This window comes from Corynebacterium doosanense CAU 212 = DSM 45436, assembly GCF_000767055.1.
GTDB classification, from domain to species: domain Bacteria; phylum Actinomycetota; class Actinomycetes; order Mycobacteriales; family Mycobacteriaceae; genus Corynebacterium; species Corynebacterium doosanense.
In genome coordinates, this window is the sequence record NZ_CP006764.1 from 530161 (window position 1) to 553449 (window position 23289).

The 23289-nt window shown below is 65.8% G+C and carries 31 protein-coding genes; 18 read left to right on the forward strand and 13 right to left on the reverse strand.

Translation table 11 applies throughout. The features are described from left to right. Positions 1 to 212: 212 nt before the first annotated feature. Entirely contained in the window at positions 213 to 1403 is a 1191-nt protein-coding gene (tuf, locus tag CDOO_RS02655) for an elongation factor Tu (protein ID WP_018021302.1), read from the forward strand. A 98-nt stretch (positions 1404 to 1501) separates the two neighbouring features. Further along, the gene (locus CDOO_RS02660; RefSeq protein ID WP_018021301.1) at positions 1502 to 2209 is read left to right on the forward strand and encodes a hypothetical protein; all 708 of its coding nucleotides are present in this window, start codon (positions 1502 to 1504) and stop codon (positions 2207 to 2209) included. Here CDOO_RS02660 and CDOO_RS02665 read toward each other — a convergent pair. From CDOO_RS02665 to CDOO_RS02690, 6 genes are read right to left on the reverse strand one after another with little or no spacing between them, the layout of a single operon-like run. Further along, positions 2206 to 2766: a hypothetical protein gene (locus CDOO_RS02665; protein WP_018021300.1), complete on the reverse strand. Its 561-nt coding sequence runs from the start codon at positions 2764 to 2766 to the stop codon at positions 2206 to 2208. The two genes, CDOO_RS02660 and CDOO_RS02665, sit on opposite strands and share 4 nt — an antisense overlap. Continuing rightward, the gene (locus CDOO_RS02670; protein ID WP_018021299.1) at positions 2763 to 3302 is read right to left on the reverse strand and encodes an Asp23/Gls24 family envelope stress response protein; all 540 of its coding nucleotides are present in this window, start codon (positions 3300 to 3302) and stop codon (positions 2763 to 2765) included. The genes CDOO_RS02665 and CDOO_RS02670 overlap by 4 nt, the downstream gene beginning before the upstream one ends. Beyond that, entirely contained in the window at positions 3292 to 3777 is a 486-nt protein-coding gene (locus CDOO_RS02675) for an Asp23/Gls24 family envelope stress response protein (RefSeq protein ID WP_018021298.1), read from the reverse strand. Before CDOO_RS02675 ends, CDOO_RS02670 begins: the two co-directional genes overlap by 11 nt. After that, entirely contained in the window at positions 3774 to 3980 is a 207-nt protein-coding gene (locus CDOO_RS02680; RefSeq protein ID WP_018021297.1) for a hypothetical protein, read from the reverse strand. The genes CDOO_RS02675 and CDOO_RS02680 overlap by 4 nt, the downstream gene beginning before the upstream one ends. Next, positions 3977 to 4312, reverse strand: a complete 336-nt coding sequence (locus CDOO_RS02685) for a hypothetical protein (protein WP_018021296.1) — start codon at positions 4310 to 4312, stop codon at positions 3977 to 3979. The genes CDOO_RS02680 and CDOO_RS02685 overlap by 4 nt, the downstream gene beginning before the upstream one ends. Beyond that, a complete protein-coding gene (locus CDOO_RS02690) occupies positions 4312 to 4728 on the reverse strand; it encodes an Asp23/Gls24 family envelope stress response protein (protein ID WP_425389147.1) in 417 nt (138 codons plus the stop codon). The genes CDOO_RS02685 and CDOO_RS02690 overlap by 1 nt, the downstream gene beginning before the upstream one ends. A 696-nt stretch (positions 4729 to 5424) precedes the next feature. Between CDOO_RS02690 and rpsJ the strand changes: the two genes are divergently transcribed. Genes rpsJ through rpsQ form a run of 11 tightly spaced genes read left to right on the forward strand, consistent with a single transcriptional unit; the run spans position 5425 to position 10604 of the window. Next, entirely contained in the window at positions 5425 to 5730 is a 306-nt protein-coding gene (gene rpsJ, locus CDOO_RS02695) for a 30S ribosomal protein S10 (protein WP_003848085.1), read from the forward strand. Between the two features lie 25 nt (positions 5731 to 5755). Further along, the gene (gene rplC, locus CDOO_RS02700; protein WP_018021294.1) at positions 5756 to 6412 is read left to right on the forward strand and encodes a 50S ribosomal protein L3; all 657 of its coding nucleotides are present in this window, start codon (positions 5756 to 5758) and stop codon (positions 6410 to 6412) included. After that, positions 6409 to 7071, forward strand: coding sequence for a 50S ribosomal protein L4 (rplD, locus tag CDOO_RS02705; protein WP_018021293.1), 663 nt, complete (start codon positions 6409 to 6411; stop codon positions 7069 to 7071). The genes rplC and rplD overlap by 4 nt, the downstream gene beginning before the upstream one ends. Next, the gene (rplW, locus tag CDOO_RS02710) at positions 7071 to 7376 is read left to right on the forward strand and encodes a 50S ribosomal protein L23 (protein ID WP_018021292.1); all 306 of its coding nucleotides are present in this window, start codon (positions 7071 to 7073) and stop codon (positions 7374 to 7376) included. The genes rplD and rplW overlap by 1 nt, the downstream gene beginning before the upstream one ends. A gap of 35 nt (positions 7377 to 7411) precedes the next feature. Beyond that, positions 7412 to 8248: a 50S ribosomal protein L2 gene (rplB, locus tag CDOO_RS02715; protein ID WP_018021291.1), complete on the forward strand. Its 837-nt coding sequence runs from the start codon at positions 7412 to 7414 to the stop codon at positions 8246 to 8248. A gap of 14 nt (positions 8249 to 8262) precedes the next feature. After that, positions 8263 to 8538, forward strand: coding sequence for a 30S ribosomal protein S19 (gene rpsS / locus CDOO_RS02720; RefSeq protein WP_018021290.1), 276 nt, complete (start codon positions 8263 to 8265; stop codon positions 8536 to 8538). Positions 8539 to 8541: 3 nt separating this feature from the next. Continuing rightward, positions 8542 to 8901, forward strand: coding sequence for a 50S ribosomal protein L22 (gene rplV, locus CDOO_RS02725; RefSeq protein WP_018021289.1), 360 nt, complete (start codon positions 8542 to 8544; stop codon positions 8899 to 8901). Next, positions 8901 to 9665 carry a 30S ribosomal protein S3 gene (rpsC, locus tag CDOO_RS02730; RefSeq protein WP_018021288.1) on the forward strand — a complete coding sequence of 255 codons (765 nt, stop codon included), beginning with the start codon at positions 8901 to 8903 and terminating at the stop codon, positions 9663 to 9665. Before rplV ends, rpsC begins: the two co-directional genes overlap by 1 nt. Positions 9666 to 9670: 5 nt before the next feature. Beyond that, positions 9671 to 10087 (forward strand): 50S ribosomal protein L16, encoded by a 417-nt coding sequence (rplP, locus tag CDOO_RS02735; RefSeq protein WP_018021287.1) that lies wholly within the window; start codon positions 9671 to 9673, stop codon positions 10085 to 10087. After that, the gene (gene rpmC / locus CDOO_RS02740) at positions 10087 to 10317 is read left to right on the forward strand and encodes a 50S ribosomal protein L29 (protein ID WP_018021286.1); all 231 of its coding nucleotides are present in this window, start codon (positions 10087 to 10089) and stop codon (positions 10315 to 10317) included. The genes rplP and rpmC overlap by 1 nt, the downstream gene beginning before the upstream one ends. After that, positions 10317 to 10604 (forward strand): 30S ribosomal protein S17, encoded by a 288-nt coding sequence (gene rpsQ, locus CDOO_RS02745; protein WP_018021285.1) that lies wholly within the window; start codon positions 10317 to 10319, stop codon positions 10602 to 10604. The genes rpmC and rpsQ overlap by 1 nt, the downstream gene beginning before the upstream one ends. Before the next feature lie 67 nt (positions 10605 to 10671). Here rpsQ and CDOO_RS02750 read toward each other — a convergent pair whose 3' ends face one another. The 3 genes from CDOO_RS02750 to CDOO_RS02760 are packed head-to-tail and all read right to left on the reverse strand — an operon-like array spanning position 10672 to position 14678. After that, complete coding sequence (locus tag CDOO_RS02750) at positions 10672 to 12258, reverse strand: GTPase family protein (RefSeq protein WP_018021284.1); 1587 nt, start codon at positions 12256 to 12258, stop codon at positions 10672 to 10674. After that, positions 12258 to 13880 carry a GTPase domain-containing protein gene (locus CDOO_RS02755; protein WP_018021283.1) on the reverse strand — a complete coding sequence of 541 codons (1623 nt, stop codon included), beginning with the start codon at positions 13878 to 13880 and terminating at the stop codon, positions 12258 to 12260. Before CDOO_RS02755 ends, CDOO_RS02750 begins: the two co-directional genes overlap by 1 nt. 33 nt (positions 13881 to 13913) lie before the next feature. Next, entirely contained in the window at positions 13914 to 14678 is a 765-nt protein-coding gene (locus tag CDOO_RS02760) for a hypothetical protein (protein WP_018021282.1), read from the reverse strand. A 228-nt stretch (positions 14679 to 14906) separates the two neighbouring features. Here CDOO_RS02760 and rplN point away from each other — a divergent pair, with 228 nt between their 5' ends. From rplN to rplE, 3 genes are read left to right on the forward strand one after another with little or no spacing between them, the layout of a single operon-like run. After that, positions 14907 to 15275, forward strand: coding sequence for a 50S ribosomal protein L14 (rplN, locus tag CDOO_RS02765; protein WP_018021281.1), 369 nt, complete (start codon positions 14907 to 14909; stop codon positions 15273 to 15275). A 3-nt stretch (positions 15276 to 15278) separates the two neighbouring features. After that, positions 15279 to 15593 carry a 50S ribosomal protein L24 gene (gene rplX, locus CDOO_RS02770; RefSeq protein ID WP_018021280.1) on the forward strand — a complete coding sequence of 105 codons (315 nt, stop codon included), beginning with the start codon at positions 15279 to 15281 and terminating at the stop codon, positions 15591 to 15593. 2 nt (positions 15594 to 15595) lie between these two features. Next, positions 15596 to 16165: a 50S ribosomal protein L5 gene (rplE, locus tag CDOO_RS02775; RefSeq protein ID WP_018021279.1), complete on the forward strand. Its 570-nt coding sequence runs from the start codon at positions 15596 to 15598 to the stop codon at positions 16163 to 16165. A gap of 91 nt (positions 16166 to 16256) precedes the next feature. Here rplE and CDOO_RS02780 read toward each other — a convergent pair whose 3' ends face one another. Continuing rightward, positions 16257 to 17075: an aldo/keto reductase gene (locus tag CDOO_RS02780; protein WP_018021278.1), complete on the reverse strand. Its 819-nt coding sequence runs from the start codon at positions 17073 to 17075 to the stop codon at positions 16257 to 16259. Positions 17076 to 17256: 181 nt separating this feature from the next. Between CDOO_RS02780 and CDOO_RS02785 the strand changes: the two genes are divergently transcribed. Both CDOO_RS02785 and CDOO_RS02790 read left to right on the forward strand, forming a co-directional pair. Continuing rightward, on the forward strand, positions 17257 to 17928 hold the full coding sequence (locus CDOO_RS02785) for a hypothetical protein (RefSeq protein WP_018021277.1): 672 nt from the start codon (positions 17257 to 17259) through the stop codon (positions 17926 to 17928). A 109-nt stretch (positions 17929 to 18037) separates the two neighbouring features. Continuing rightward, positions 18038 to 18841, forward strand: a complete 804-nt coding sequence (locus CDOO_RS02790; protein WP_018021276.1) for a formate/nitrite transporter family protein — start codon at positions 18038 to 18040, stop codon at positions 18839 to 18841. Between the two features lie 26 nt (positions 18842 to 18867). Here CDOO_RS02790 and CDOO_RS02795 read toward each other — a convergent pair whose 3' ends face one another. The 3 genes from CDOO_RS02795 to CDOO_RS02805 are packed head-to-tail and all read right to left on the reverse strand — an operon-like array spanning position 18868 to position 23282. Further along, the gene (locus CDOO_RS02795) at positions 18868 to 20004 is read right to left on the reverse strand and encodes a VWA domain-containing protein (protein WP_018021275.1); all 1137 of its coding nucleotides are present in this window, start codon (positions 20002 to 20004) and stop codon (positions 18868 to 18870) included. Next, a complete protein-coding gene (locus CDOO_RS02800; protein ID WP_018021274.1) occupies positions 20001 to 22190 on the reverse strand; it encodes a DUF5682 family protein in 2190 nt (729 codons plus the stop codon). Before CDOO_RS02800 ends, CDOO_RS02795 begins: the two co-directional genes overlap by 4 nt. Continuing rightward, positions 22191 to 23282: an ATP-binding protein gene (locus CDOO_RS02805; RefSeq protein WP_026159268.1), complete on the reverse strand. Its 1092-nt coding sequence runs from the start codon at positions 23280 to 23282 to the stop codon at positions 22191 to 22193. Between the last annotated feature and the right edge of the window lie 7 nt (positions 23283 to 23289).

Below are 23289 nucleotides of genomic sequence, written 5' to 3' on the forward strand. Positions count from 1 at the left end.
CGAGCCGACCGACACGCCCGCACGCCTTGCACGGTCAAGGCTAAAGCGGTTTGAAAATCGGCCGGTGTAAATCTAGGATCGTGTAACTGGCACATAATGAATAAGAGGCCGTGATACCGGGTCTCGTCCGCAAGGGCGGGGCTGGAACACGGATGAAGTCAAACCCGTGGCTGCGAGAGACGTAGCCACAATGAAGTCCAGGAGGACATACAGTGGCAAAGGCGAAATTCGAGCGCGTCAAACCGCACGTCAACATCGGCACCATCGGTCACGTCGACCACGGCAAGACCACCACCACCGCCGCGATCACCAAGGTGCTGGCTGACCAGTACCCGGATGAGAACGAGGCCTTCGCATTCGACGCCATCGACAAGGCGCCGGAGGAGAAGGAGCGTGGCATCACGATCAACATCTCCCACGTTGAGTACAACACCCCCAAGCGCCACTACGCGCACGTCGACGCCCCGGGCCACGCCGACTACATCAAGAACATGATTACCGGCGCCGCTCAGATGGACGGTGCGATCCTCGTCGTCGCCGCCACCGACGGCCCGATGCCCCAGACCCGCGAGCACGTTCTCCTCGCTCGCCAGGTTGGCGTCCCCTACATCCTCGTCGCCCTGAACAAGTGCGACATGGTCGACGACGAAGAGATCATCGAGCTCGTCGAGATGGAGGTCCGCGAGCTTCTCGCTGAGCAGGACTACGACGAGGATGCCCCGATCATCCACATCTCCGCTCTGGGCGCCCTCAACGGCGAGCAGAAGTGGGTCGACTCCATCGTCGAGCTCATGGCTGCCTGCGACGAGTCCATCCCGGACCCGGAGCGCGCCACCGATCAGCCGTTCCTCATGCCCATCGAGGACATCTTCACCATCACCGGCCGTGGCACCGTCGTCACCGGTCGTGTCGAGCGTGGCCAGCTGAAGGTCAACGAGGAAGTCGAGATCATCGGCATCCAGGAGAAGGCCCAGAAGACCACCGTCACCGGTATCGAGATGTTCCGCAAGCTGCTCGACTACACCGAGGCTGGCGACAACTGTGGCCTGCTGCTCCGCGGCATTGGCCGTGAAGACGTCGAGCGTGGCCAGGTTGTTGTCAAGCCGGGCGCTTACACCCCCCACAAGAACTTCGAGGGTTCCGTCTACGTCCTGTCCAAGGACGAGGGCGGCCGCCACACGCCGTTCTTTGACAACTACCGCCCGCAGTTCTACTTCCGCACCACCGACGTCACCGGCGTCGTCAAGCTGCCGGAAGGCACCGAGATGGTCATGCCCGGCGACAACGTCGACATCTCCGTCGAGCTGATCCAGCCGGTCGCCATGGACGAGGGCCTGCGCTTCGCTATCCGCGAGGGCTCCCGCACCGTCGGTGCTGGCCGCGTCACCAAGATCCTCGACTAATTCGTTGATCTGACCCGCAGCACCTGACTGCCCGCTCCGCCTTCTGGCGGGGCGGGCAGTTTTGTGTTTCGGGCTGCTCGTTATACTGGGCAGCCGTCATGAAAGATCCCACCCGTATCCCCGAGATCATCGCCGCGCTGCACACAGCGTGGGAGGCACAGCCGGACCGGGCACTCGCCGAACTCTGGGGATCGCTGGAGAATCGCGGCCTCGGGTGGGCCACCAGCGACGAGGACCTTTTGCGCCTGCTGCGGGAGGAAGCCGCCCGGCATCCCGTTTCCGTGCGCCCGGGGGACCTGAGTGATTCGTTTGCCGTGGTGGTGACGGAATCGCCGCGCCGGATCGTGACCCTGGACCCGGTGGGAGGGCGGGTCACCGTGCGCGCGCAGAGCGACCAGATCAGGACCACCACCTGGTGCGGCGGCGAAATCGTCCGGCTGGTGGCGGGGTCACCGCTCGTGCTGCGCGACGCCTCGGGAATCGATCACCGCCTCGGAGTGACTCGTGAGATCACCGTGCACCCGCGGCCGGAGAGCATCGACCTCAGCGGCGTGGAGCGCCGCGACCTGGGCGACCGGCTGTACGGCGCGAGTGTCTCCCGCGACGGAGGTGAGCGGCCGGATCTGATCGTCGTGGGACACAGCCTGGAGATCCAGACGGTGGGGTTGCGGGCCGTCGATACGCAGAAGATCCGGTTCGAACGCCTTGTCACCTGTCGGGTGGGTGAGGCAATGGCGGTCACCGAGCGCGGTGGCCGGCGACGGGAACTCGGGGTCGTAGAGGAGTTGTTCCCGCTAGACGCCTAGGCCCCGTCGACCGGGCGCAGGTGCACGAGGAAGCGGGTGTGTACGTCAACCCTGGGGAGGGCCATTTCGATGTCGTCCCTGGCCTCGTCGATCGCGGAGGTCAGCGTGGGCACGTCCACGTCCGGCTGGGCGGTGATGACCCACTGGAGGACCTTGCGTCCGCGGTCGATCGTCGCGACACTCGGGGCGGACTCCACCCCGGGCACACTGGTGAGGGTCTCGCCCACGGCCCTGGCCATTCGGGTGGTGGAGACCGAAATCCCCCCGACGGCGGGTGTTTCCGCGGCGAGCAGACGGTCGAAGCGACGCCGCCGGAGGTTTGCGCTCGCCAGCCCCAGACCGCACACCAGCGCCGCGGCGGCCGCACCGACGAGCGCGACGGGGTACCACTGCGAGGCGAGGAAGTCGCGGTAGATGTGCGGGTCGTAGTAGCGCGCAAGATCGCGGACCTGTTCTACCTCAAACAGCCAGGAGAGTGCCCAGCCGCCGGCCGCGAGCAGCGCCAGCCCGGTGACAAAGACGATGATCCGGTCGAGGGCGGAGAGGAGGTGGCTCATAGTTCGTCCTCCTCGGTGGCCTCGCGGAGCGAGACATTGACGAGCATGTCGGGACCGAACGCGCGGTGGACCGCGGACTCGATGTGGGTGAACACGGCGTCGTGGGACAACTCCCGGCCGGCCACGTCGACGATGACCCGGTCCTTCCTCGCCAGCGTCGAGGCGGTGACCACCCCGGGGAGCGTCTTGGCCGAGGCGGTGGAGAAGCGGGCGAGGTCAACGGGTCGGAGCCAGATGTCGGCTGCGGGGCCGTCGATACGCACGTAACGGCGATTGCGTGGCCGCAGCGCGGACACCATGAGGATCAGGCCGAGGGCCACCGCGCCGATGCCGGCGATGGCCGTGGCCTGGGGGGAGGCGTGGGAGATGAGGTCGGGAAGCGGGGCCAGCCAGGAGTTCCAGCCCGCCGGTTTCCAGTACCAGACGACAAACTCACGCACGGCCACCCCCGATGCGGCGAGGAGGGCGACGCCGACGAGAACGGCGAGCCAGCGGGCGCGGGGCGAATCGGCGGGGGCGGGGGCGCTAGCGGACACGGCGCACCTCCGCGAACAGCGGCGTGGTCCGGATCGGCCGCAGCGGTCGCGGCTCGCGTATCGACGGCCTGCGCACCCGAATCCCGCCCGGGGCGGACACGGCGGCGAGTTCCGGAGCCTCCGTGGAGGCCGCGACCTCGGCCGCGGACACCCGGTGGGCACCGGCGAGTGTCTGTTCCACGGAGACGTCGACCTTGACCACCTCGAGCCCGGTCATGGCGGGCACCCAGGTGCGGATGTTGTGCTGGACCCGGGCGGCGATGTCGGTGACGGCCGCCGGCCAGGAGACCGCCAGCGCGCAGGTGAACTGGGCCCGCTGCTGGAGCCGGTCGAGAGTGACCTCGGCGCGCGGGTAACTGCGCGCGCCCAGGCCGGCCCACGAGCTGGATACGACCTCGACCCCCGGAACCTCCGAGGCCGCGGCCACGGCGAGTCGGGTGAGTGCCCGCTCGGAAAAGGTGGTGCTGCCGGTCACCCGCGGCCCCCTCGCCCGACGCGGACGGAGGAGAAGTTGTCTTTCAGGGCCCGGAGGTCGATGCGTCCGTCAAGCTGCGCCCCGAGCACGCCCCCGAGGACGGAGAAGAACAGGGCCCAGAGGAAACCGCTGAGGCCGCCGAGGATGACCGCGAAGGCGAAGGCCAGGCCCAGCGCAGTGCCGATGAGAGTGAAGTTCTTCATGGGTGGGTCCTCGGTTCGTCGGTGGGGAAGGGGTGGGAACTGAGCGCGTCGGCGAAGATGACGTCGACGGGGAACGGCGAGTGGGGCTGGGCGGCCGAGCGGATGGATTCGGCCAGGGTAGTGAGCGGGGTGTCGGTGCCCAGGATATGGAGGTCGAGCACCACGTGAACCTCGAGGTGGCCGTCGGCCAGGCGCAGGCCCGGGATCCGCCGACCGGGATAGAGCAGCGCGAGCTCTCCGTACTGGCCGGCATGGAGCGTCGATACGCCGGGGAGGGAAACGACGGCCGCAGCCACCGCGTCCGCAACGGAGAGTGGGACCGGGTCCTGCATTACTGCACCCGGGGAGTCTGCAGCTCCGAGGCGTCCACGACGGCCCCTTCGGCGGCTTCCACGCGGGGAGACTGATCGTCGATGGGGAGGTGAACGTCGGAGACCGTGATGTTGACCTCGGTGACCTCCAGGCCGGTCATCGCCTCGATGGCCCGGATGATGTTGCGCCGGATGGCCTCGGCGAGCTCGTGGATGGCCACGCCGTACTCGGCGACCACCGAGAGATCCACCGCGGCCTGACGCTCGCCCACCTCGACCGTGATGCCCTGCTGAACGGTGGAACCGCCGAAGGTGTCCCGGATCGAACCCATCACACGGGCCGCGCCGCCACCGAGGGCGTAGACGCCGGACACCTCACGGGCGGCGATGCCGGCGATCTTGCCCACGACGACGTTCTCGATCACGGTGCGGCCGATGCCAACGCCGGAACCGCCGGTACTGGCGGAGGTGGCGGCGGTCGACGCCGAGACGGCGGGGTCGATGATGGTCTCACTCACGGGTGACTCCTCTTCCTTGGCAGGAACTATGGTGCGGCGGGCTAGTGACACACCAGCATAACCGCGGGGCAGCCCGTCCGCGGCGGGGCGACGGCGCTGGTGGGGAGGGAAAGAAATTTGCCAAGGCAGGGGAGCAGGTGATTAAATACTCGGGTTGCCTTAACACGGCGCGGGGTCCGGCTTTGGCCGGACGGACGCGACCATGGTGAGGCGAACATGACAACTTCGCGTGGACGGCTTCGAATCAGATTCGACCACCGACCACAGAAGGACTCCGCTATCGGGGAAGGTCACTCGTTCAGGATCAGAGTGGCAGCCCGAGCGCGGAGGCCGGAGAAGGGGCATGGCAAATCAACAGCGGCAGTATACGTAGGGCCACGCACCATTTACTGGTCCCTTCCGCCACGACGTTCGGGTCTTGTACCCCGTCCTGGAAGCACTGTGCGCACGGTTGTTTGCCGTGAGCCATCTCCTGGGGAAGTCATGGACAAAGAAGACAACGACACTGGCGTTGTGCCGAACAGCCCCGAGCTCCGGACAACGTTATAGAGAACATCGAGAAGCGATCCCCACCACTCCCTTCGTGGATGTGGGGAAGCGAGGAAGAGGATTAGCGTGGCGGGACAAAAGATCCGCATCAGGCTCAAGGCCTACGACCACGAAGCGATCGACGCTTCTGCAAAGAAGATCGTCGAAACTGTCACCCGTACGGGTGCGCGTGTTGTCGGCCCGGTGCCGTTGCCCACTGAGAAGAACGTGTACGCCGTTATTCGTTCTCCCCACAAGTACAAGGATTCTCGCGAGCACTTCGAGATGCGCACGCATAAGCGTCTCATTGACATCCTCGATCCGACGCCGAAGACGGTCGACGCGCTGATGCGCATCGATCTTCCGGCCAGCGTCGACGTGAACATCCAGTAAAGCTTCGTACCGGAGAACAAAAGACATGAGTGAAAACGAGATCAAGGGCATTCTGGGCACCAAGCTCGGCATGACCCAGGTCTTCGACGAGAACAACCGGGTTGTCCCGGTCACCGTCGTCGAAGCCGGGCCGTGCGTAGTTACCCAGATTCGCACCACAGACATCGATGGCTACAACGCCATCCAGATCGCCTTCGGGGAAATTGATCCCCGCAAGGCCAACAAGCCCCGCGCCGGCCACTTCGAGAAGGCCGGCACCACGCCGCGTCGTCACGTGGCTGAAATCCGTATGGACGACGTCTCGGGCTACGAGCTCGGCCAGGAGATCAAGGCTGACATCTTCGAGGGTGAGACCTTCGTCGACGTCACCGGCATCACCAAGGGCCACGGCTTCGCCGGCGGCATGAAGCGTCACGGCTTCAAGGGCCAGGGCGCCTCCCACGGTAACCAGGCGTCGCACCGTCGCGTCGGTTCCATCGGTAACGCCTCGACCCCGGGTCGTGTGTTCAAGGGTCAGCGCATGGCTGGCCGCATGGGCCACGACCGCGTGACCACGCAGAACCTGAAGATCGAGAAGATCGACGCCGACTCCAACATCCTGCTCATCAAGGGTGCCGTCCCCGGCGCCAACGGTGGAGTCGTCACGGTCAAGACCGCAGTGAAGGGCGGTGCACACGCATGAGTCTGAAACTCGACGTCCAGACCGCCGACGGCAAGACCAACGGTTCCGTTGAACTGCCGGGCGAAATCTTCGAGCGCGAGGCATCTGTTGCTCTGATGCACCAGGTCGTCAACGCACAGCTCGCCTCTGCCCGTCAGGGCACGCACTCCACCAAGACCCGCGGCGAAGTCCGCGGTGGTGGACGCAAGCCGTTTCGTCAGAAGGGCACCGGCCGCGCACGCCAGGGCTCCATCCGCGCACCGCACTACACCGGTGGCGGCGTTGTCCACGGCCCCAAGCCGCGCGACTACTCCCAGCGGACCCCCAAGAAGATGATCCGTGCCGCCCTCTACGGCGCACTGACCAACCGTGCAGCCGGTGAGCGTATCCACGTCATCGACGAACTGGTGCCGGGCCAGCAGCCCTCCACCAAGTCCGCACGCACCTTCATCCAGCGTCTGACCGAGCGCAAGTCCGTGCTCCTGGTCATCGACCGCGCAGATGTCAACGCACGCCGCAGCGCCAACAACCTGCCCGGCGTTCACGTCATCGATTCGTCGCAGCTGAACGCCTATGACGTTCTCAACTCCGACGACGTCGTGTTCTCGGTCGGCGCGCTGCACACCTTCGTCAACCGCGTCACCGGCTCGGCTGACACGGAAGCCCAGGAGGAGAACTAATGGCACAGACCGCTAACCCGCGCGACATCATCATCGCGCCGGTTGTCTCTGAGAAGTCCTACGGGCTGATGGAGCAGAACGTGTACACGTTCTTCGTCTCCCCGGACTCCAACAAGACCCAGATCAAGATTGCCATCGAGCAGATCTTCGGCGTCAAGGTGTCTTCCGTGAACACCGCCAACCGCGAGGGCAAGCGCAAGCGCACCCGCACCGGTTACGGCAAGCGGAAAGACACCAAGCGCGCCTACGTGACGCTCCGCGAGGGCAGCGATTCCATCGACATCTTCGGCGGCTCGGCCGTTTAGGGTCGACCAAAGACGTCGAAAGGTAAGGAAATACTATGGCTATTCGTAAGTACAAGCCGACAACTCCGGGTCGCCGCAACAGCTCTGTCTCCGAATTCTCGGAGATCACCCGCTCCACTCCGGAGAAGAGCCTGCTGCGTCCCCTGCCGAAGTCCGGCGGCCGTAACGTTCACGGTCACATCACCGTCCGTCACCGCGGCGGTGGACACAAGCGTCGTTACCGCGTCATCGATTTCAAGCGCAACGACAAAGACGGAGTGCTGGCCAAGGTCGCTCACATCGAGTACGACCCCAACCGCACCGCCAACATCGCGCTCCTTCACTACTACGACGGCGAAAAGCGTTACATCGTAGCTCCGAAGGGCCTGACCCAGGGCACCGTCGTCGAGTCCGGCCCCAACGCCGACATCAAGGTGGGTAACAACCTGCCGCTGCGCAACATCCCGACCGGTACGACGATCCACAACGTGGAGCTCAAGCCTGGCGCTGGCGCCAAGCTCGCCCGCTCCGCAGGTTCGTCCATCCAGCTCCTCGGTAAGGAAGGCGCCTACGCAGTCCTGCGTATGCCCTCCACCGAGATCCGCCGCGTGGACATCCGTTGCCGCGCCACCGTGGGTGAGGTCGGCAACGCCGACCAGATCAACATCCGCTGGGGCAAGGCCGGCCGTATGCGCTGGAAGGGCTGGCGCCCGTCTGTCCGTGGTGTCGTCATGAACCCGGTCGACCACCCGCACGGTGGTGGCGAGGGCAAGACCTCCGGTGGTCGTCACCCGGTCTCGCCGTGGGGCAAGAAGGAAGGCCGCACCCGCAACCCGAACCGCTACTCCAACAACATGGTCGTGCGCCGTCGTCGCCCGAACAAGAAGCGCTAAGAGGAGGTAACACTATGCCACGCAGCCTGAAAAAGGGCCCGTTCGTTGACGAGCACCTCCTCAACAAGGTAGATGCTCAGAACGAGGCCAACACCAAGCAGGTCATCAAGACTTGGTCCCGCCGGTCCACCATTCTCCCCGATTTCATCGGTCACACCTTCGCCGTCCATGACGGTCGTAAGCATGTCCCGGTGTTCGTCGATGAGGCCATGGTCGGTCACAAGCTGGGCGAGTTCGCACCCACCAAGACCTTCAAGGGTCACATCAAGGACCAGAAGGGACGTCGATAAGCGATGAGTGACACCATCACCTCCGCAAGCGCGACGGCTCGTTTCGTCCGCGTCACCCCGATGAAGGCACGCCGCGTCATCGACATCGTCCGCGGCAAGACCGTCGCGGAGGCTCTCGCGATCCTCAAGTACGCACCCCAGGGTGCGGCCAAGCCGGTCGCCAAGGTCGTCGCTTCCGCAGCGGCCAACGCAGAGAACAACTACGGCCTGGATCCCCGCACGCTGGTCATCTCCGAGGCATACGCCAACGAGGGCCCGACGATGAAGCGTTTCCAGCCCCGTGCTCAGGGTCGTGCATTCCAGATCCGCAAGCGCACGAGCCACATCACCGTGGTTGTCGAAGCCAAGGAAGGGGCCAAGTAATGGGCCAGAAAATCCATCCCCACGGTCTCCGACTGGGCATCACCGCCGACTGGAAGACCCACTGGTTCGCCGACAAGAACTACGCGGAGTACGTCGCTGAGGACATCAAGATCCGCGAGTACCTGTCCAAGGGTCTCGAGCGCGCCGGCATCGCCGACGTGGTCATCGAGCGCACCCGCGACCGCGTTCGTGTCGACATCCACACCGCCCGTCCGGGCATCGTCATCGGTCGCCGCGGCGCCGAGGCTGATCGCATCCGTCGTGGCCTGGAGAAGCTGACCGGCAAGATGGTCGCCCTCAACATCCTTGAGGTCAAGAGCATCGACGCCAACGCCGCTCTCGTGGCGCAGTCCGTCGCCGAGCAGCTCGTCAACCGCGTGGCCTTCCGCCGCGCGATGCGTAAGGCGATCCAGTCCTCCATGCGCCAGCCGCAGGTCAAGGGCATCAAGATCGTCACGTCCGGTCGCCTCGGTGGCGCCGACATGTCCCGCGTTGAGCGTTACCACGAAGGTCGCGTCCCGCTGCACACCCTGCGTGCGGAGATCGACTACGGCACCGCTGAGGCCGCCACGACCTTTGGTCGTATCGGCATCAAGGTCTGGATCTACAAGGGCGACGTCGTCGGCGGCGTCCGCGAGTCTGACCTCAACGCACCGTCCGAGCGAGGTGGCCGTGGCGGCCGCGGAGGCGACCGCGACAAGCGTCCGCGCCGTGCCGCTGGTGGCCAGCGTCGCCCGCGCACTGAGCAGAACCAGGAGGGTTAAGACACATGCTTATCCCGAAGCGCGTCAAGTACCGGCGCCAGCACCGCCCGAAGCGTAGCGGCATCTCCAAGGGTGGCAACCGCGTCACCTACGGTGATTACGGCCTTCAGGCTCTCGAGCCCGCGTACATCACCAACCGTCAGATCGAGTCGGCACGTATTGCCATCAACCGCCACGTCAAGCGTGGTGGCAAGGTCTGGATCAACATCTTCCCGGACCGTCCCCTGACCCAGAAGCCGCTCGGCGTGCGTATGGGTTCGGGTAAGGGCCCGGTCGAGAAGTGGGTGGCCAACGTCAAGCCCGGCCGCATCCTCTTCGAGATGTCCTACCCCAACGAAGCCACTGCACTCGAAGCCCTGCGCCGCGCCGGCCAGAAGCTTCCGTGCAAGGTCCGTATCGTCAAGAAGGAGGACCAGTTCTAATGGCAACCGGTACCCCCGCAGCTGAGTTCCGCGAGCTCGGCAGCGAAGAGCTGACCACCCGCCTGGCAGATGCCAAGGAGGAGCTGTTCAACCTTCGCTTCCAGCTGGCCACGGGACAGCTGACCAACAACCGCCGCATCGGCACCGTCAAGCGCGACATCGCCCGCATCCTCACGATTCTGCGTGAGCGCGAGCTCGGTCTGTCCGCAGTTCCGGGAGCTGATCAGTAATGAGCGAGGCTAACGTGAACGAAAGCACCGTCAAGGAGCAGGGCGCACGCAAGATCCGCACCGGCGTCGTCATCTCCGACAAGATGGACAAGACCATCGTCGTCGAGGTTGAGGACCGCAAGCAGCACGCGCTGTACGGCAAGATCATGCGCCGCAACAAGAAGGTCAAGGCACACGACGAGAACGGCACCGCCGGCATCGGCGACCGCGTCCGCATCGAAGAGACCCGTCCGCTTTCCAAGGACAAGTACCACCGTCTCCTCGACATCGTCGAGCGCGCGAAGTAGTTAATCGCGTATCGACGCTAAACACCCCCGCACACCAGACATGGTGGGCGGGGTGTTTTCTTTGCTCCTAGCCCGCTACCCCGCGCATGGCCTCGGCGAAGGAGCGGTAGTCGCGGCGCACGTCGATGAGTGGTTGCTCGACCCGCTCGGCCGACATCTGCGCGATCTCCCGCTGCAGCGCCCGACGGGTGCGTCGGCGCACGCCCGAGCCGATAACGGAGCCGAAGACCGCCGTGGCCAGTCCGAGGACCAGCCCCAGGAGCAGGCCGCCGATGATGAGCAGAGTCGGCAGCGGCCAGCCCTCGATGTCCGGGATGATGTCGTCCAGGAACGGGGTCAGGGCGCCGGGCAGGAACGCCGCCAGCAGGAACCACGCCACCCCGACCAGGGCGGTGAGCAGTGCGAGCCACTGGACCACGGTCATCAGCGACCACGCCCGCGAGGGCTCGGCTGGTAGGCGGGTCCTGCCCGCCGCACGGTCGAGATCGTCCGGGAGCGTATCGACGATGCCCTCCGTGCGCAGGCCGATCTCGTTGGACCAGGCCGGAGGGAGGCCTTCTGCGGCAGTCCGGGCGTAATCACGCACGCCGCGGTTGGCCTTGGCCTTACCGGATGCCTCGAGTTCGGGCAGGGAGGAGCGGTGCACGCCGAGCTCGTCGCGCTTCTCGGTGAGCCCGAGCCGGCGCAGGGGATCGGTGCGCATGCGCAGTACCCACGAGGTCAGCAACCAGCCGGTGCGCTGCTGCAGTCTCTTGCGGTAGGCGGCTGCGGTGGCGCCGGCGAGGGACTGGGCACCGGCGGCGTCCGCCAGGTGCGCATCGAGCTGCTTCTTCGCCGAGCGCGGCAACTCCGGGGAAGGGGCCGCGGCCCAGTTTCTTGCCAGGGCGTCGAGGTCGGCGCTGATCCGGCGCTGCTGCGCGTTGTTCTTGGCGGCGACGCTGGCGATGGCGTCGCGGAGCTCCGGGATGCCCGCTCCGGTACGCGCCGAGGTGGGGACGACCTTGATGTTGGACAGACCGTCTGCGCGCAGTAGGTCTGCGAAGTTGCCCGCGACCGTGCGCTGCTCCGTCTCGGAGAGCCGGTCGGACTTGTTGAGCACACCGAGGGTCACGGCGGCGTGCCCGGCGTGCGGGCGGATGAACTGCTCATGAATGACGGCGTCGGCGTACTTCTCCGGATCAGTGACCCAGACCAGCACGTCGACCTGCCCGGCCAGCCGCGTGGCGATCTCCCGGTTGGAGGCCTCGACGGAGTCGAAGTCGGGGAGATCGAGAAGAATGAGCGGCCCCGACTTGCGGGTGAACTCGCCGGGGCGCACGCGCCGATCGGCGACCTGCAGCCAGTCGAGCAGCTCCTCCGAGCCCGCCTCGTTCCAGATCGCGGCCAACGGGGACGAGGTGGTAGGCCGGCGCGGGGAGCTGGCGCCGAGGTCCTCGCCGACGACGGCGTTGAACAGGGACGTCTTGCCCGAGCCGGTGGCACCGAAGAATCCCACCACGGTGTGTTCCGCGGAGAGGCGGCGGCGCTCGGAGGCGTCCGCGAGGACCCGGCGCAGCGGTGCGATCTCCGCCTCGGAGAGGTACTGCTCCCCGAGGTCAGCGGCCCGGCCCAGGGCGCTGAGCCGCTTGGACAGCGACGTGTCTGCGCGCGACATCAGATCGACTCCACGGCGTCGCGCAGCTCGGCGGCCCGGGTGCCTGCGACGAGGGGTTCGGTGACGGCGTCGAAACGTGTCCTTTCGGACTCCAGGAATGCCTCGGTGCGGGCGGCGAGGTCCTCCCGGGCCTGTGCGGCCATGCGGCGCACGTTCTCCTCGCCGAAGACGGTCTCCAGCAGGCGCTGGGCGAGCACGGCAGAGCCGCCGGCGATGGCGAGCTCACCACCGGTGAGACCGGCCGTGGAGGCGAAGACGACGAGCATGAGCGCGACGGTGACGACGTTGAGGCCGAGCGAGATGATCCGGGCCTGTTTGCGTTTGTCGCCCGCGGTGTTCTGGATGGTCTCCACCAGCTGGGCCTGCCACTCGCGCACGACCTGGGACGCACGCTCGGACACCCCTGGGGCGGCCTGTGCGAGCGTTGGGTCGGCTGCGGCGCGCAGCAGGGGAGCACTGCCGCCGAGGTAGGACCAGGAGCGGGCGGCGGCGGACTCGGCGGAGTCGATGAGCACGGCGTGCAGGCCGTCCTCGATCTCCACCTCCACCTCGCGCATCGGGGCGGGCTTTCCGGTGAGGAAACTGCCGATCCGGCTCGTGGCCTGGGCGTACCAACATTCGATCGTCTTGGAGAAGTCCGAGGTGCCCACGATGTCCTGCCAGCGCTGCAGCACCTCGTGGCGCAGCAGCTTGCCGTCGCTCGTGGCGTCGATGACATGGCGCGCGGCGTCGTCGTAGATGGCGTCCAGGCCGGCGCTGAGCTGGGATTCTAGCTCCTCCAGGCGGTCGCGCTCGGCGGCCAGGGCCTCCACACGGGACGTCAGCTTGCCGACGGCGCCCGCCACCGTGCGTGCCGCGACCTCCCGGCGGGAGGCCGCGTCCACGGCGAGGTGCTCCAGGTAGCCGCGGATGTCGGAGACGGCATCGGTGGCGAGGCGGCCGTCGATATGCCCGGCGTCGGCGACGGTGAACAGGGTCGCATCGGTGAGCCCGGCCTCGGCCATCATCCGGCGGAGATCGTCAGGAACCGAGGCGGCGGCGTCGGTGTCCATGCGGTTGAGGATCACCACTACCTCGAGGTCACGGCCGGCGGCGTCGTGGAGGAAGTTCCACACCAGCTGGTCGGCGTAGCGGGTCGGGGTGGTGGCAAAGACCCACAGGTCGGCGGCGGCCAGCAGCTGCGAGGCCACCTCGCGGTTGCGCTCCTCGATGGAGTCGAAGTCCGGGGCGTCGACCAGCGCGAGGCCCGGGTGCACGGCATCGGTGGCGGTGACCTGGATGTCGCTGGTCAGCCCGGCGAGCACGTTGTCGGAACGGAACCAGGCCTCGTCATCCGGGTGGGTCACCAATACGGGCCGCCGCGTGGTGGGGCGGATGACTCCGGGCACGGTGACCTCGCGGCCGACGATGGCGTTGACCAGGGTCGACTTGCCCGAGCCCGTCGACCCGCCCACGACCGCGAGCAGGGGAGCATCGACGTTGCTCAACCGCGGGAGGATGTAGTCATCCAGCTGGGCGACAATGTCTCGGGCTTCGTTCTGGGCCTCGGCGTGGGAGTCGAAGCGGGCGTCGGCGACGGCGTCTCGCAGCCGGGTGACGCTGGGTACGGTGACAGGATTCACGGTGCCATTGTGTCAGATCCGTACGGGCGGCACTCACTGCGTCTTTCCCGCGCGGCGCTCGACCACCACGGCTGCCACGCTGAGGACAACGCTGAGCGGCCACAGGAACATGGCCAGCAGCAACGAGCCCACAATGACGAGGACACCCGCGATCCCGGAAGTCATCCGTGCCTGCTCTGGCGCTCCGCTGCGTATCGCGGTGATGATCTGGATGATCCCGACGGCGACAGCGATGACAGTCAGGCCAAGGCCCGCCCACATGAGGACGGCGAAGGGATCCGGGGTGGTGACCTCTTCGCTGTAGATCTGGGGGCCAAACTGATCCATTGCTCGGATGGAGTAAAGACGGACCGCAGCCTTGGCGAGCAGCAGCAGTACGGCGACGGAGGCAAAAGCTCCGGCGTAGGTCCTGCCGGTGGAGGTGAACCTGTCCATCCGGGTACCGACGAGCAGCACCACCAGCGCGATCAGGCTGAACAGCGCGCCCGGGACGATGAGCAGGCCCGTAACGTTGATGACAGGGTCCCCCGGATCGGCGGTGAGACCGACGACCAGCCAGCTACCCCAGCCGATGCCTGAGATGACGGCGCCGATGCCGGCGAGCCATCCGGCTGCCGTGTTACCGGCCCTTACCGCACCTGCGAGCTGGGCCACCGAGACGACCACGCCGACGATGCCGACGGCAATCCAGGGGTCGGGGAGGGGGACAAAACGGAAGGCCCCGGTAAAGAACCCCACCGTCATGAGGACGTTCACGAGCACGGCGGTGATGAACAGCGGCCTGCTATAGGTTCCCATCCAAAAACACTAACCCAGGAATTTGGCCTCCACCAGCCCCTTGTGGTTCAATATCCAGGTTGCCTGTGCTGGTCGGGTGCGTTCGGTGCGTTTTCCGAGCCGACCGCCCGAGACCCTTCGGATCACCTTGAGGTGAGACGTCGATAAGCATCAGGCAAATAAAGACAAAGACCACGCGTGTCCAGGACGGAAATTTGGCTCGCATCAATCCAGGTCAGGAGACCCACAGTGATTCAGCAGGAATCGCGTCTCAAGATCGCCGATAACACCGGTGCCAGGGAAATCCTGTGCATCCGCGTTCTCGGTGGATCTGTTCGACGCTTCGCCGGTATCGGCGACACCATTGTCGCCACCGTCAAGGAAGCGACCCCGGGCGGCAACGTCAAGTCCGGTGAGGTCGTCAAGGCTGTCATCGTCCGTACGAAGAAGGAGACCCGTCGTGCAGACGGCTCCTACATCCGTTTCGACGAGAACGCAGCCGTGCTCATCAAGAACGACAACGAGCCGCGCGGTACGCGCATCTTCGGCCCCGTTGCCCGTGAGCTCCGCGACAAGAAGTTCATGAAGATCGTTTCTCTCGCACCGGAGGTGATTTAACTTATGAAGATCCATAAGGGCGACACTGTCGTCGTCATCTCTGGCCCGGACAAGGGAGCCCAGGGCAAGGTCATCGAGGCCTACCCGACGCGTGACAAGGTCCTCGTCGAGGGTGTCAACCGCATCAAGAAGCACGTCGCCGACTCCGCTCGTGAGCGTGGCGCCTCTTCCGGCGGAATCGTCACCCAGGAAGCCCCGATCCACGTGTCCAACGTGATGGTCGTGGACGCGGACGGCAACGCCACCCGCGTTGGCTACCGCTTCGATGAGAACGGCAAGAAAGTCCGTGTCTCCAAGCGCAACGGGAAGGACATCTAATCATGGCTGAGAACTACACCCCGCGCCTGAAGACGCGCTACCGCGAGGAAATCCGCACCTCCCTGAACGAAGAGTTCAATTACGACAACGTCATGCAGATCCCCGGCGTGGTCAAGGTTGTCGTCAACATGGGTGTCGGCGACGCCGCCCGTGACTCCAAGATCATCAACGGTGCCATCGAGGACCTCACGCTGATCACCGGTCAGAAGCCGCAGCTCCGCCGCGCCAAGACCTCCATCGCGAACTTCAAGCTCCGCGAGGGCATGCCCATCGGCGCCAAGGTCACCCTCCGTGGCGACCGCATGTGGGAGTTCCTGGACCGCCTGCTGACCGTGGCCCTGCCGCGTATCCGCGACTTCCGCGGCCTGTCGGACCAGCAGTTCGACGGCCACGGCAACTACACCTTCGGCCTCACCGAGCAGACGATGTTCTACGAGATCGACGTGGACAAGATCGACCGTCCGCGCGGTATGGACATCACCGTGGTCACCACCGCCACGAACAACGACGAGGGCCGCTCGCTCCTGCGTGAGCTCGGCTTCCCGTTCAAGCAGGCTGAGCAGAGCAACTAAGCTCTCCGCTTCAGTCTGACCTGCGTGGCGCACTGCCACTCAAAGGGCGCCTTCCCCACAGCGGGGAGGGCGCCCTTTGGCGTTTTCCGGCCTAGAACTCCTCGTAGGTGGCGGGGTCCTGGTCGTTGATCCGACCGTCCGCTCGACCGAGCCCGGTGATGGCCTGGATCTCATCCTCGGAAAGCTCTAGCCCGACGGCGGCGAGATTGCTGCGCTGGCGCTGCGGGTTGGCGGAGCGGGGGATGGGGGTCACGCCCCGCGCGTGATGCCAGGAGAGGACGACCTCGCCGGCGCCGATGCCGTGGGACTCGGCGATCTTCGTGATCACCGGGTCCTCGAGGATGTCCTTGCCCCGGCCCAGGGGGCTCCACGCCTCGGTGAGGATCCCCTTCTCCCGGTGATAGCCCACCTGTTCCACCTGCGGGAAGTAGGGGTGCAGCTCGATCTGGTTGACCTCCGGAAGTTCCCCGGTCTCGGTCTCGAGGCGTTCGATGTGCTCGGGAAGGAAGTTGGAGACACCGATGTGGTGGACGAGGCCGTCGTTACGCGCCTCGATGAGCTGCTGCCACGCCTCGACGTAATGGCCCTGCTGCGGGTTGGGCCAGTGAATGAGCAGCAGGTCGATGTAGTCGACACCGAGGCGGAAGATGCTCTCCTCGATGCGTTCGCGGGCCAGGCCGCTTTTCTGGTACCTGCCGGGCAACTTGCTGGTGATGATGAGGGAGTCGCGGGCGACGCCGTTGTCGACGGCCCGGCGGACACCCTCGCCGACCGTGCCCTCGTTTTCGTAGTTGTAGGCAGTGTCGATGAGGCGGTAGCCGGCTCCGATGGCGGAGGCGATGGACTCTGCCCCGTCCGAGCCCACAAGGCTGTAGGTGCCGAAACCGATGTCTGGAAGGGAGAACGTCATGAGCCCCACCGTAACCTTCCTGGGGGCGTGCGGAGGCTGGGTTATGCGGGCGCTTCGCTTTGCGGGCCTGTGCGCTGGGCCGTAAGGTCTGCTGTTCCGCGTCGAGGACGTCGCCTCCGCCGATCTGCCGACACTCGCCCTGGTCAACGAGATCAACCCGGTCTTCGGCACCTTCTCGGCGGTGGTCATCTACCTCACGATCTTCACCACCACCCTCGGTGTCTTCTACGCCAGTGGCAAACGCCTCGCCCCGGACGACGGGCAGCCCGCGTCGAACAAAAAATACCGGATCACCTTCACGGTGATCACCCTCGCCGGATTTGCCCTGTCGTTCTTCGACTTTGCGGTCCTGGTGAACAACGTCTTCCCGGTGCTGGGCTGGCTCGGCGTGCTGCTCATCCTCGTGCTGGTGGCGACCTGGCTCCTGCGCTGGCGCGGAAGGATCAACGAGGAGTCCCGCCGGCGCGCACGGGTGGAGGAGCTCGTCTCCCGCAAGCTCGACCCCGAGGAGGAGTTCTCTCAGGACGACTACGCGGAGCTGGTCCAGGTCGCGCGTGACGCGTCCGTGCCGGCGGACGACCTGCGGGATGACGTGACCGACTACGGCATCGGGGAGCTCGACGTTGATGACGACATCGACCGGGAGGGGGTCTGGGCGGACTCCCGCTACCGCAAGCTGCTCCCCGGGGAGGTGCGGGTGGTGTCCTCGGCTGCGCCCGTGGCCCGCGCGCAGGAATGGACGATCGATGAGTTCGACGACAGCTGGGACGTGCCCGCGGGCGCTCCTGAGGCAGGCGGGGAAAGCGCCGAGGGCAGCGGGCCTGAGGCCGATTCGGAAGCTATTCAGAAGTAGAAGCTGTCCAGTTAGCCAATCACATTCACCTGTGGTGAAATGCCAGGGTATTTTTGACCTCGGAATTCAATCCCGGCCCCGATCTTCACTTTGAAAGCAGGACTGCCCCATGGCCCTCAATGACATCGCCCACGGCGCGGTGAACAAAAAGCTCTTCCTCATGGAGAAGGATCTCCCGAGGTTTGCCGTGCGGTCCATTCTCGCCGGTGTCTATCTCACGCTGGGCACCGCTTTCGCCGTCGTCGCGGGCCAGGCCGTGGAGAAAACGGCACCCGGGCACGGCCTGGGGGCGCTCGTCTTTGCGTTCCTGTTCGGCCTGGGCCTGTTCTCCATTGTCATTCTCAATTCCGAGCTGGCCACGGGAAACATGATGTTCGGCAGCTACGGCGCCGCGACCGGTCAGATCGGCTGGGGCAAGGCGCTGTGGTTCATGTTTGTCACCACCGTCTTCAACCTCGTTGGCGCGCTGCTCATCGCCGCAATCATCGGCGTCTCCGCCAAGTTCCACGGTTTTGACACCACTCACCTGGCGGCGACACTGACCGAGGGCAAGCTCAACAAGAGCTGGTGGGATGCGCTAATCGAGGGCATTGCCGCTAACTTCGTGGTCAACATGGCGATTGTTGGTGCGCTGTTCGCCAAGGACTTCGTGTCCAAGTTCTTCGTCATCGTGCCCATCATCGCGATCTTTGTCGGCCTCGGCCTCGAGCACGTCATCGCCAACTTCTCGCTGATGTCCATCACCGGATTCGCCGGCCTGTTCAATGGCGGTGTCTATCTGGAGAGCTGGAGCATCGGCGCGATCGCGCTCAACTGGGTGATGGTGTGGATCGGCAATGTCATCGGCGGCGGCCTGCTCATCGGCGGCGTCTACGCCTGGCTGAACAAGGGCGACGAGGTCTACCGGGACTAGTCCAGACGTCTGGACGATTTTCGGTGTTAGTCCTCCTCCCGGCTGTGATCCACGAAGGCAGCCAGGTCGTCCCCGGCGACGGCGGCAGCGAAGAGCTCCGGGAAGAGATCCGGCGTGCAGGCGAAGGCGGGTATATCCATGGCCCGTAGCTCGGCGGCGAGGTCCTTGTCGTAGGCGGGTGCGCCGGAATCGGAGAGCGCGAGCAAGACAATGGCGATAACTCCCCGTTCCTTCAGCTCGTGCATCCGGCTGAGAAGTTCGCTGCGGACACCGTTCTCGTACAGGTCGCTGATGAGGATGAACACGGAATCCGTGGGCGAGGTGATCAACCCGGAGCAGTAGGCGACCGCCCGGTTGATGTCGGTTCCTCCTCCCAGCTGGGTGCCGAAGATGACGTCGACGGGGTCCGCGAGCCGGTCTGTGAGGTCGGCGATCTCGGTGTCGAAGGCGACGAGTGACGTCTTCAGGCTCCGGATGCTGCCCAGCACCGCGGCGAAAACCGAGGAGTAGATGATCGATTCCGCCATCGATCCCGACTGGTCGATGGCGAGGACCACCTCCTTTTCGATCCCCGTGTTTCGACGCCGGTAGCCCACCAATTTCTCGGGGATCACCGTGCCGAGCTCTGGGGAGTAGTTACCCAGGTTGGCGCGGATGGTGCGGTCGAAATCGATGTCGGACACGTGCCGGGGGCGCCGGGTCCGCGCGGCCCGGTCGAGGGCGCCGCGGACGGAGGCCTCTGTGGACTGGCGGATGCGTTTTTCGATGTCGTCGACGACCGTCTGCACCACCTGTCTGGCCTTGGCCTTGAGATCCTCCGGGATCAGCGAGGACATCTCCGCCAGTGTGGTCACCAGTTCCAGGTCGGGTTCCAGGTTGTCCAGGATGCCCGGCTCGTTGAGCATGGCCCGCAGGCCGAGCTTGTTGAGGGCATCGGCCTGCACCACTTCGACCACGGAGGCAGGGAAGAAGGTGCGAATATCGCTGAGCCAGGTCGACACCCGTGGTGCCCCGTTCCCGCCGCCGAGCTTTCGCTGGCCTCGCCCGTGGTCGTAGAGCTTGCCGAGGGCGTCGCTCATGCCCTTCTCTTCCGCGGTCAATTCGCGGCCCTCGGTGCCGAGGACCAGCGCCCAACGCCTGTCGCGTTTCGACGTCTCGCTCATCTTGAGCTCTCCTTCTGGGTGGCAAGGTAGATTGCCCGGATGGTCTGCAGCGCAGGCAGAACCGGGCCGTCGAGCTGCAGGGAGTCCGCCGGGTCCTCTCCCTGCCCGCCAGCCTCAGCAAGGTGACGAACCTGCCGGTGGACGTCTTCCCGCTCGGTGTCGGTGAATCCGCCGAAGCTCCGGCGGACAAAGGGCAGTATCTCGACGAAGTGATCGTCGGAAAGCGACATCAGCCAGGTGTTGAGGACACTGAGCAGGTCGCGGTCGTTGAGCAGAATGAGCGCGCCGCCACCGAGATAACCCTCGATCCACGCTGCCTGGTCGATCGGCCCGACGCCGGCGGACAGGTTTGCGGAGATCTCCCTGCGTGACTGTTCGTCATCGATGTGCCCGGCGTCGGTGAGTAGGCGGGTGAGGTGCCCGCGTAGCCGGGCGTCCACGTCCCGTCGAGAAGCAATGCGGGCCAGGGCCGTTCGCCAGGCGTCCACCTCGTGCGGGGTGAGGGAGATGCTGTCATTGACCCTGTCAATGAGGTCGCCGATCTCGTGGGCGGGCTCTGAACCCAGGCCGAGGACTGCAGGAAGAAGGCCGGTGCGGATGCGGGTGAGCATCCCGGAGGCGATGCCGGTGAAGATCGCGGTGTCGGTGCCGCGAACGGTGCCGTAGCGTGCGGCACCGATGATGGCGGGTACGGCCTCGAGCAGGGCGGATACGTCATGCTGCAGCGCCGCGAACCGATCAAGCTCGGCGAGGAGATCGTCCAGAGCCCCGGAAAGGTCAGCCTGAACCGCAGAGTTCAACGCCGCGGTGACGGTGGCCAGAGAGTCCAACCCGCTGAGAAGACGAGCGTGGGCAGCGGAGGCGACGGTGGTTCCCCACAGGCTGGCGACGGCGAGATTCACGGCGAAGTCCGGCTCCCAGGCCAGGGTCCACCCCTCTTTGAAAGATCCCGCGCCCGACTCCGCACGGGGGACGGCCCAGGCAATCCCGAGGATGCGGAGTCGGTGAAAGAGGGCGGACTTCTGGCGGTCATTGTCGGAGCGGAGATCGAGCGTAACCTCCTTCGGCGTGCCCTCGACCTTCAGACGGAGGCTTTTTGCGGTGGCGAGGACGTCCTTCTCGAGGGGGAGAGTCGGCACGTCAGCGGGGACTGAGCCGAGCTCGGCACCAAGGTAGAGGGCGTCGTCGATAAGTTTCCTCCGAGCATCGGAGAACTCGAAGAGGCTCGTGTCGGCGGCGTCTCGGACCTCCCAGATCCCTGGCGCGGGACGTGAGCGCAGGGCTGCGAGAGCGCCTGTCAGCCGGGTGGCGTCAATGACCTGCGCGGAGGAGGCGGGGAATCCATGTTTGCGCAGTTCCTGCGCCACGCGGGTGAACCAGGACGCGATGGTGTTGTCCGGGGTGGCGAAGAGATGGGCGTACCAGCCGGGGGCGGTGATACCGGCGCGGTAGCCTGTGCCGGAGGCGAGGCGCGCGTTGGACCAGGGCACCCACGTCATGGCGGTCTTCACCTTGGGCAGGCCCTTGAGCAGGGCGTTGTCCTCGCTGACCTTGGGCAGCGGAGCCATGAGTGCCGGAACATGCCAGGCACCACAGACGACGGCGATGCGCTCTGCGTCGGACTTGAGTGCCGCTCGCAGCACCTTGCGCATATGTGCCTCGCGGACGGCATCGACGTGGTCAACGGTTGCGTCGGCACGCACCGCAGTCATCGCGTCGGAGATCGCATCGAAGGGATCTCCACTGCGGCTATGTTCGACCAGGTCCTCCCACCAGCTTTCGGGATCCGAGTAACCGGCAGCGGAAGCCAGCGCTCCGATGGGGTCGATGCGCTCCCCGGGGAGATTCGACTCGTCTCTCGACTGCGCGAGGCGCAGCGTCGACGGCAGATCCATCGCCGTGACGGTGACACCACGCGAGGTGGCCCAACGCATGGTCTGCAGTTCGGGGGAGAACTCCGCGAAAGGGTAGAACGTGGCGACCGCGGGATCGTCCTGGACGTAGGAGATCAGGGCGACGGGCGGGCGAAAATCTTCCTCGGCGACGAAACCCACCAGCGGGTCAGCATCCGCAGGTGCCTCGAGCAGGATGAGGTCGGGGTCGAAGGCGTCGAGGGCACGGACCGTCGCCAGGGCCGAACCTGGGCCGTGGTGCCGGATGCCCAGACACCGGATCTCGGCGGGCACCTAGAGAACCTCGCGGCAGGCGCGGTAGAACTCCTGCCAGCCATCGCGTTCCCGGACGGTGGTTTCGAGATACTCCGCCCACACCGCCTTGTCCTCGACCGGTCTCATCACCACCGCGCCGGTGATGCCTGCGGCCACGTCGGCCGGGGTGAGCCGGCCATCGGAGAAGTGGGCGCTTAGTGCCAGGCCGCCGGCGAGAACGCTGATCGCCTCCGCGGTGGAGAGCGTGCCCGAGGGCGACTTCAGGGTGTGCTCGCCGTCGAGGCTCTTGCCGGCGCGCAGCTCCCGGAACACGGTGACCACCCGGGTGATCTCGTCGGCGGCGTTGATCTCCGGCAGCTCGAGGGCGGCCCCGAGGGAGGCGAGCCGGCTGGTGACGATCTCCACCTCCTGATCGAGGGAATCCGGCAGAGGCAGAACGACCGTGTTGAACCAGCGGCGAAGGGCCGAGGACAACTCGTTGACCCCACGGTCCCGGTCGTTGGCGGTGGCAATGACGTTGAAACCGCGCTGGGCCTGGATCTCGGTATTGAGCTCGGGCACGGGCAATGTCTTCTCGGAAAGTGTGGTGATCAACCCGTCCTGGACCTCCGAGGGAACGCGGGTGAGCTCCTCGATGCGCGCGATGGTGCCCGCCTCCATGGCCGACATGACGGGGGAGGCGACGAGGGCCTCCCGCGAGGGGCCCTCGGAGATCAGTCGGGCGTAGTTCCAGCCGTAACGCACCGCATCCTCGGTGGTTCCTGCGGTGCCCTGGACCAGAAGGGTGGAGTCTCCGCTGATCGCCGCCGCGAGGTTCTCCGACACCCAGGACTTGGCGGTTCCGGGCACGCCGAGGAGCAGGAGGGCTCGGTCGGTGGCCAGCGTCGCCGTGGCGATCTCGATGAGCCGGCGGTTGCCGATGTACTTGGGCGTGATCTCGGTGCCATCGGGAAGAGTCGTGCCCATGAGGAAATCGACCACCGCCCAGGGCGAGAGCTTCCAGTGGGGAGGCCGGGTGCGGGTGTCGTGCTCGGCGAGGGCATCGAGCTCCGAGCGGTAGATCTGCTCCGCGTGGGGGCGCAGCAGCTGCTCGGCGGTGGTGTCAGTCATGGTGAAG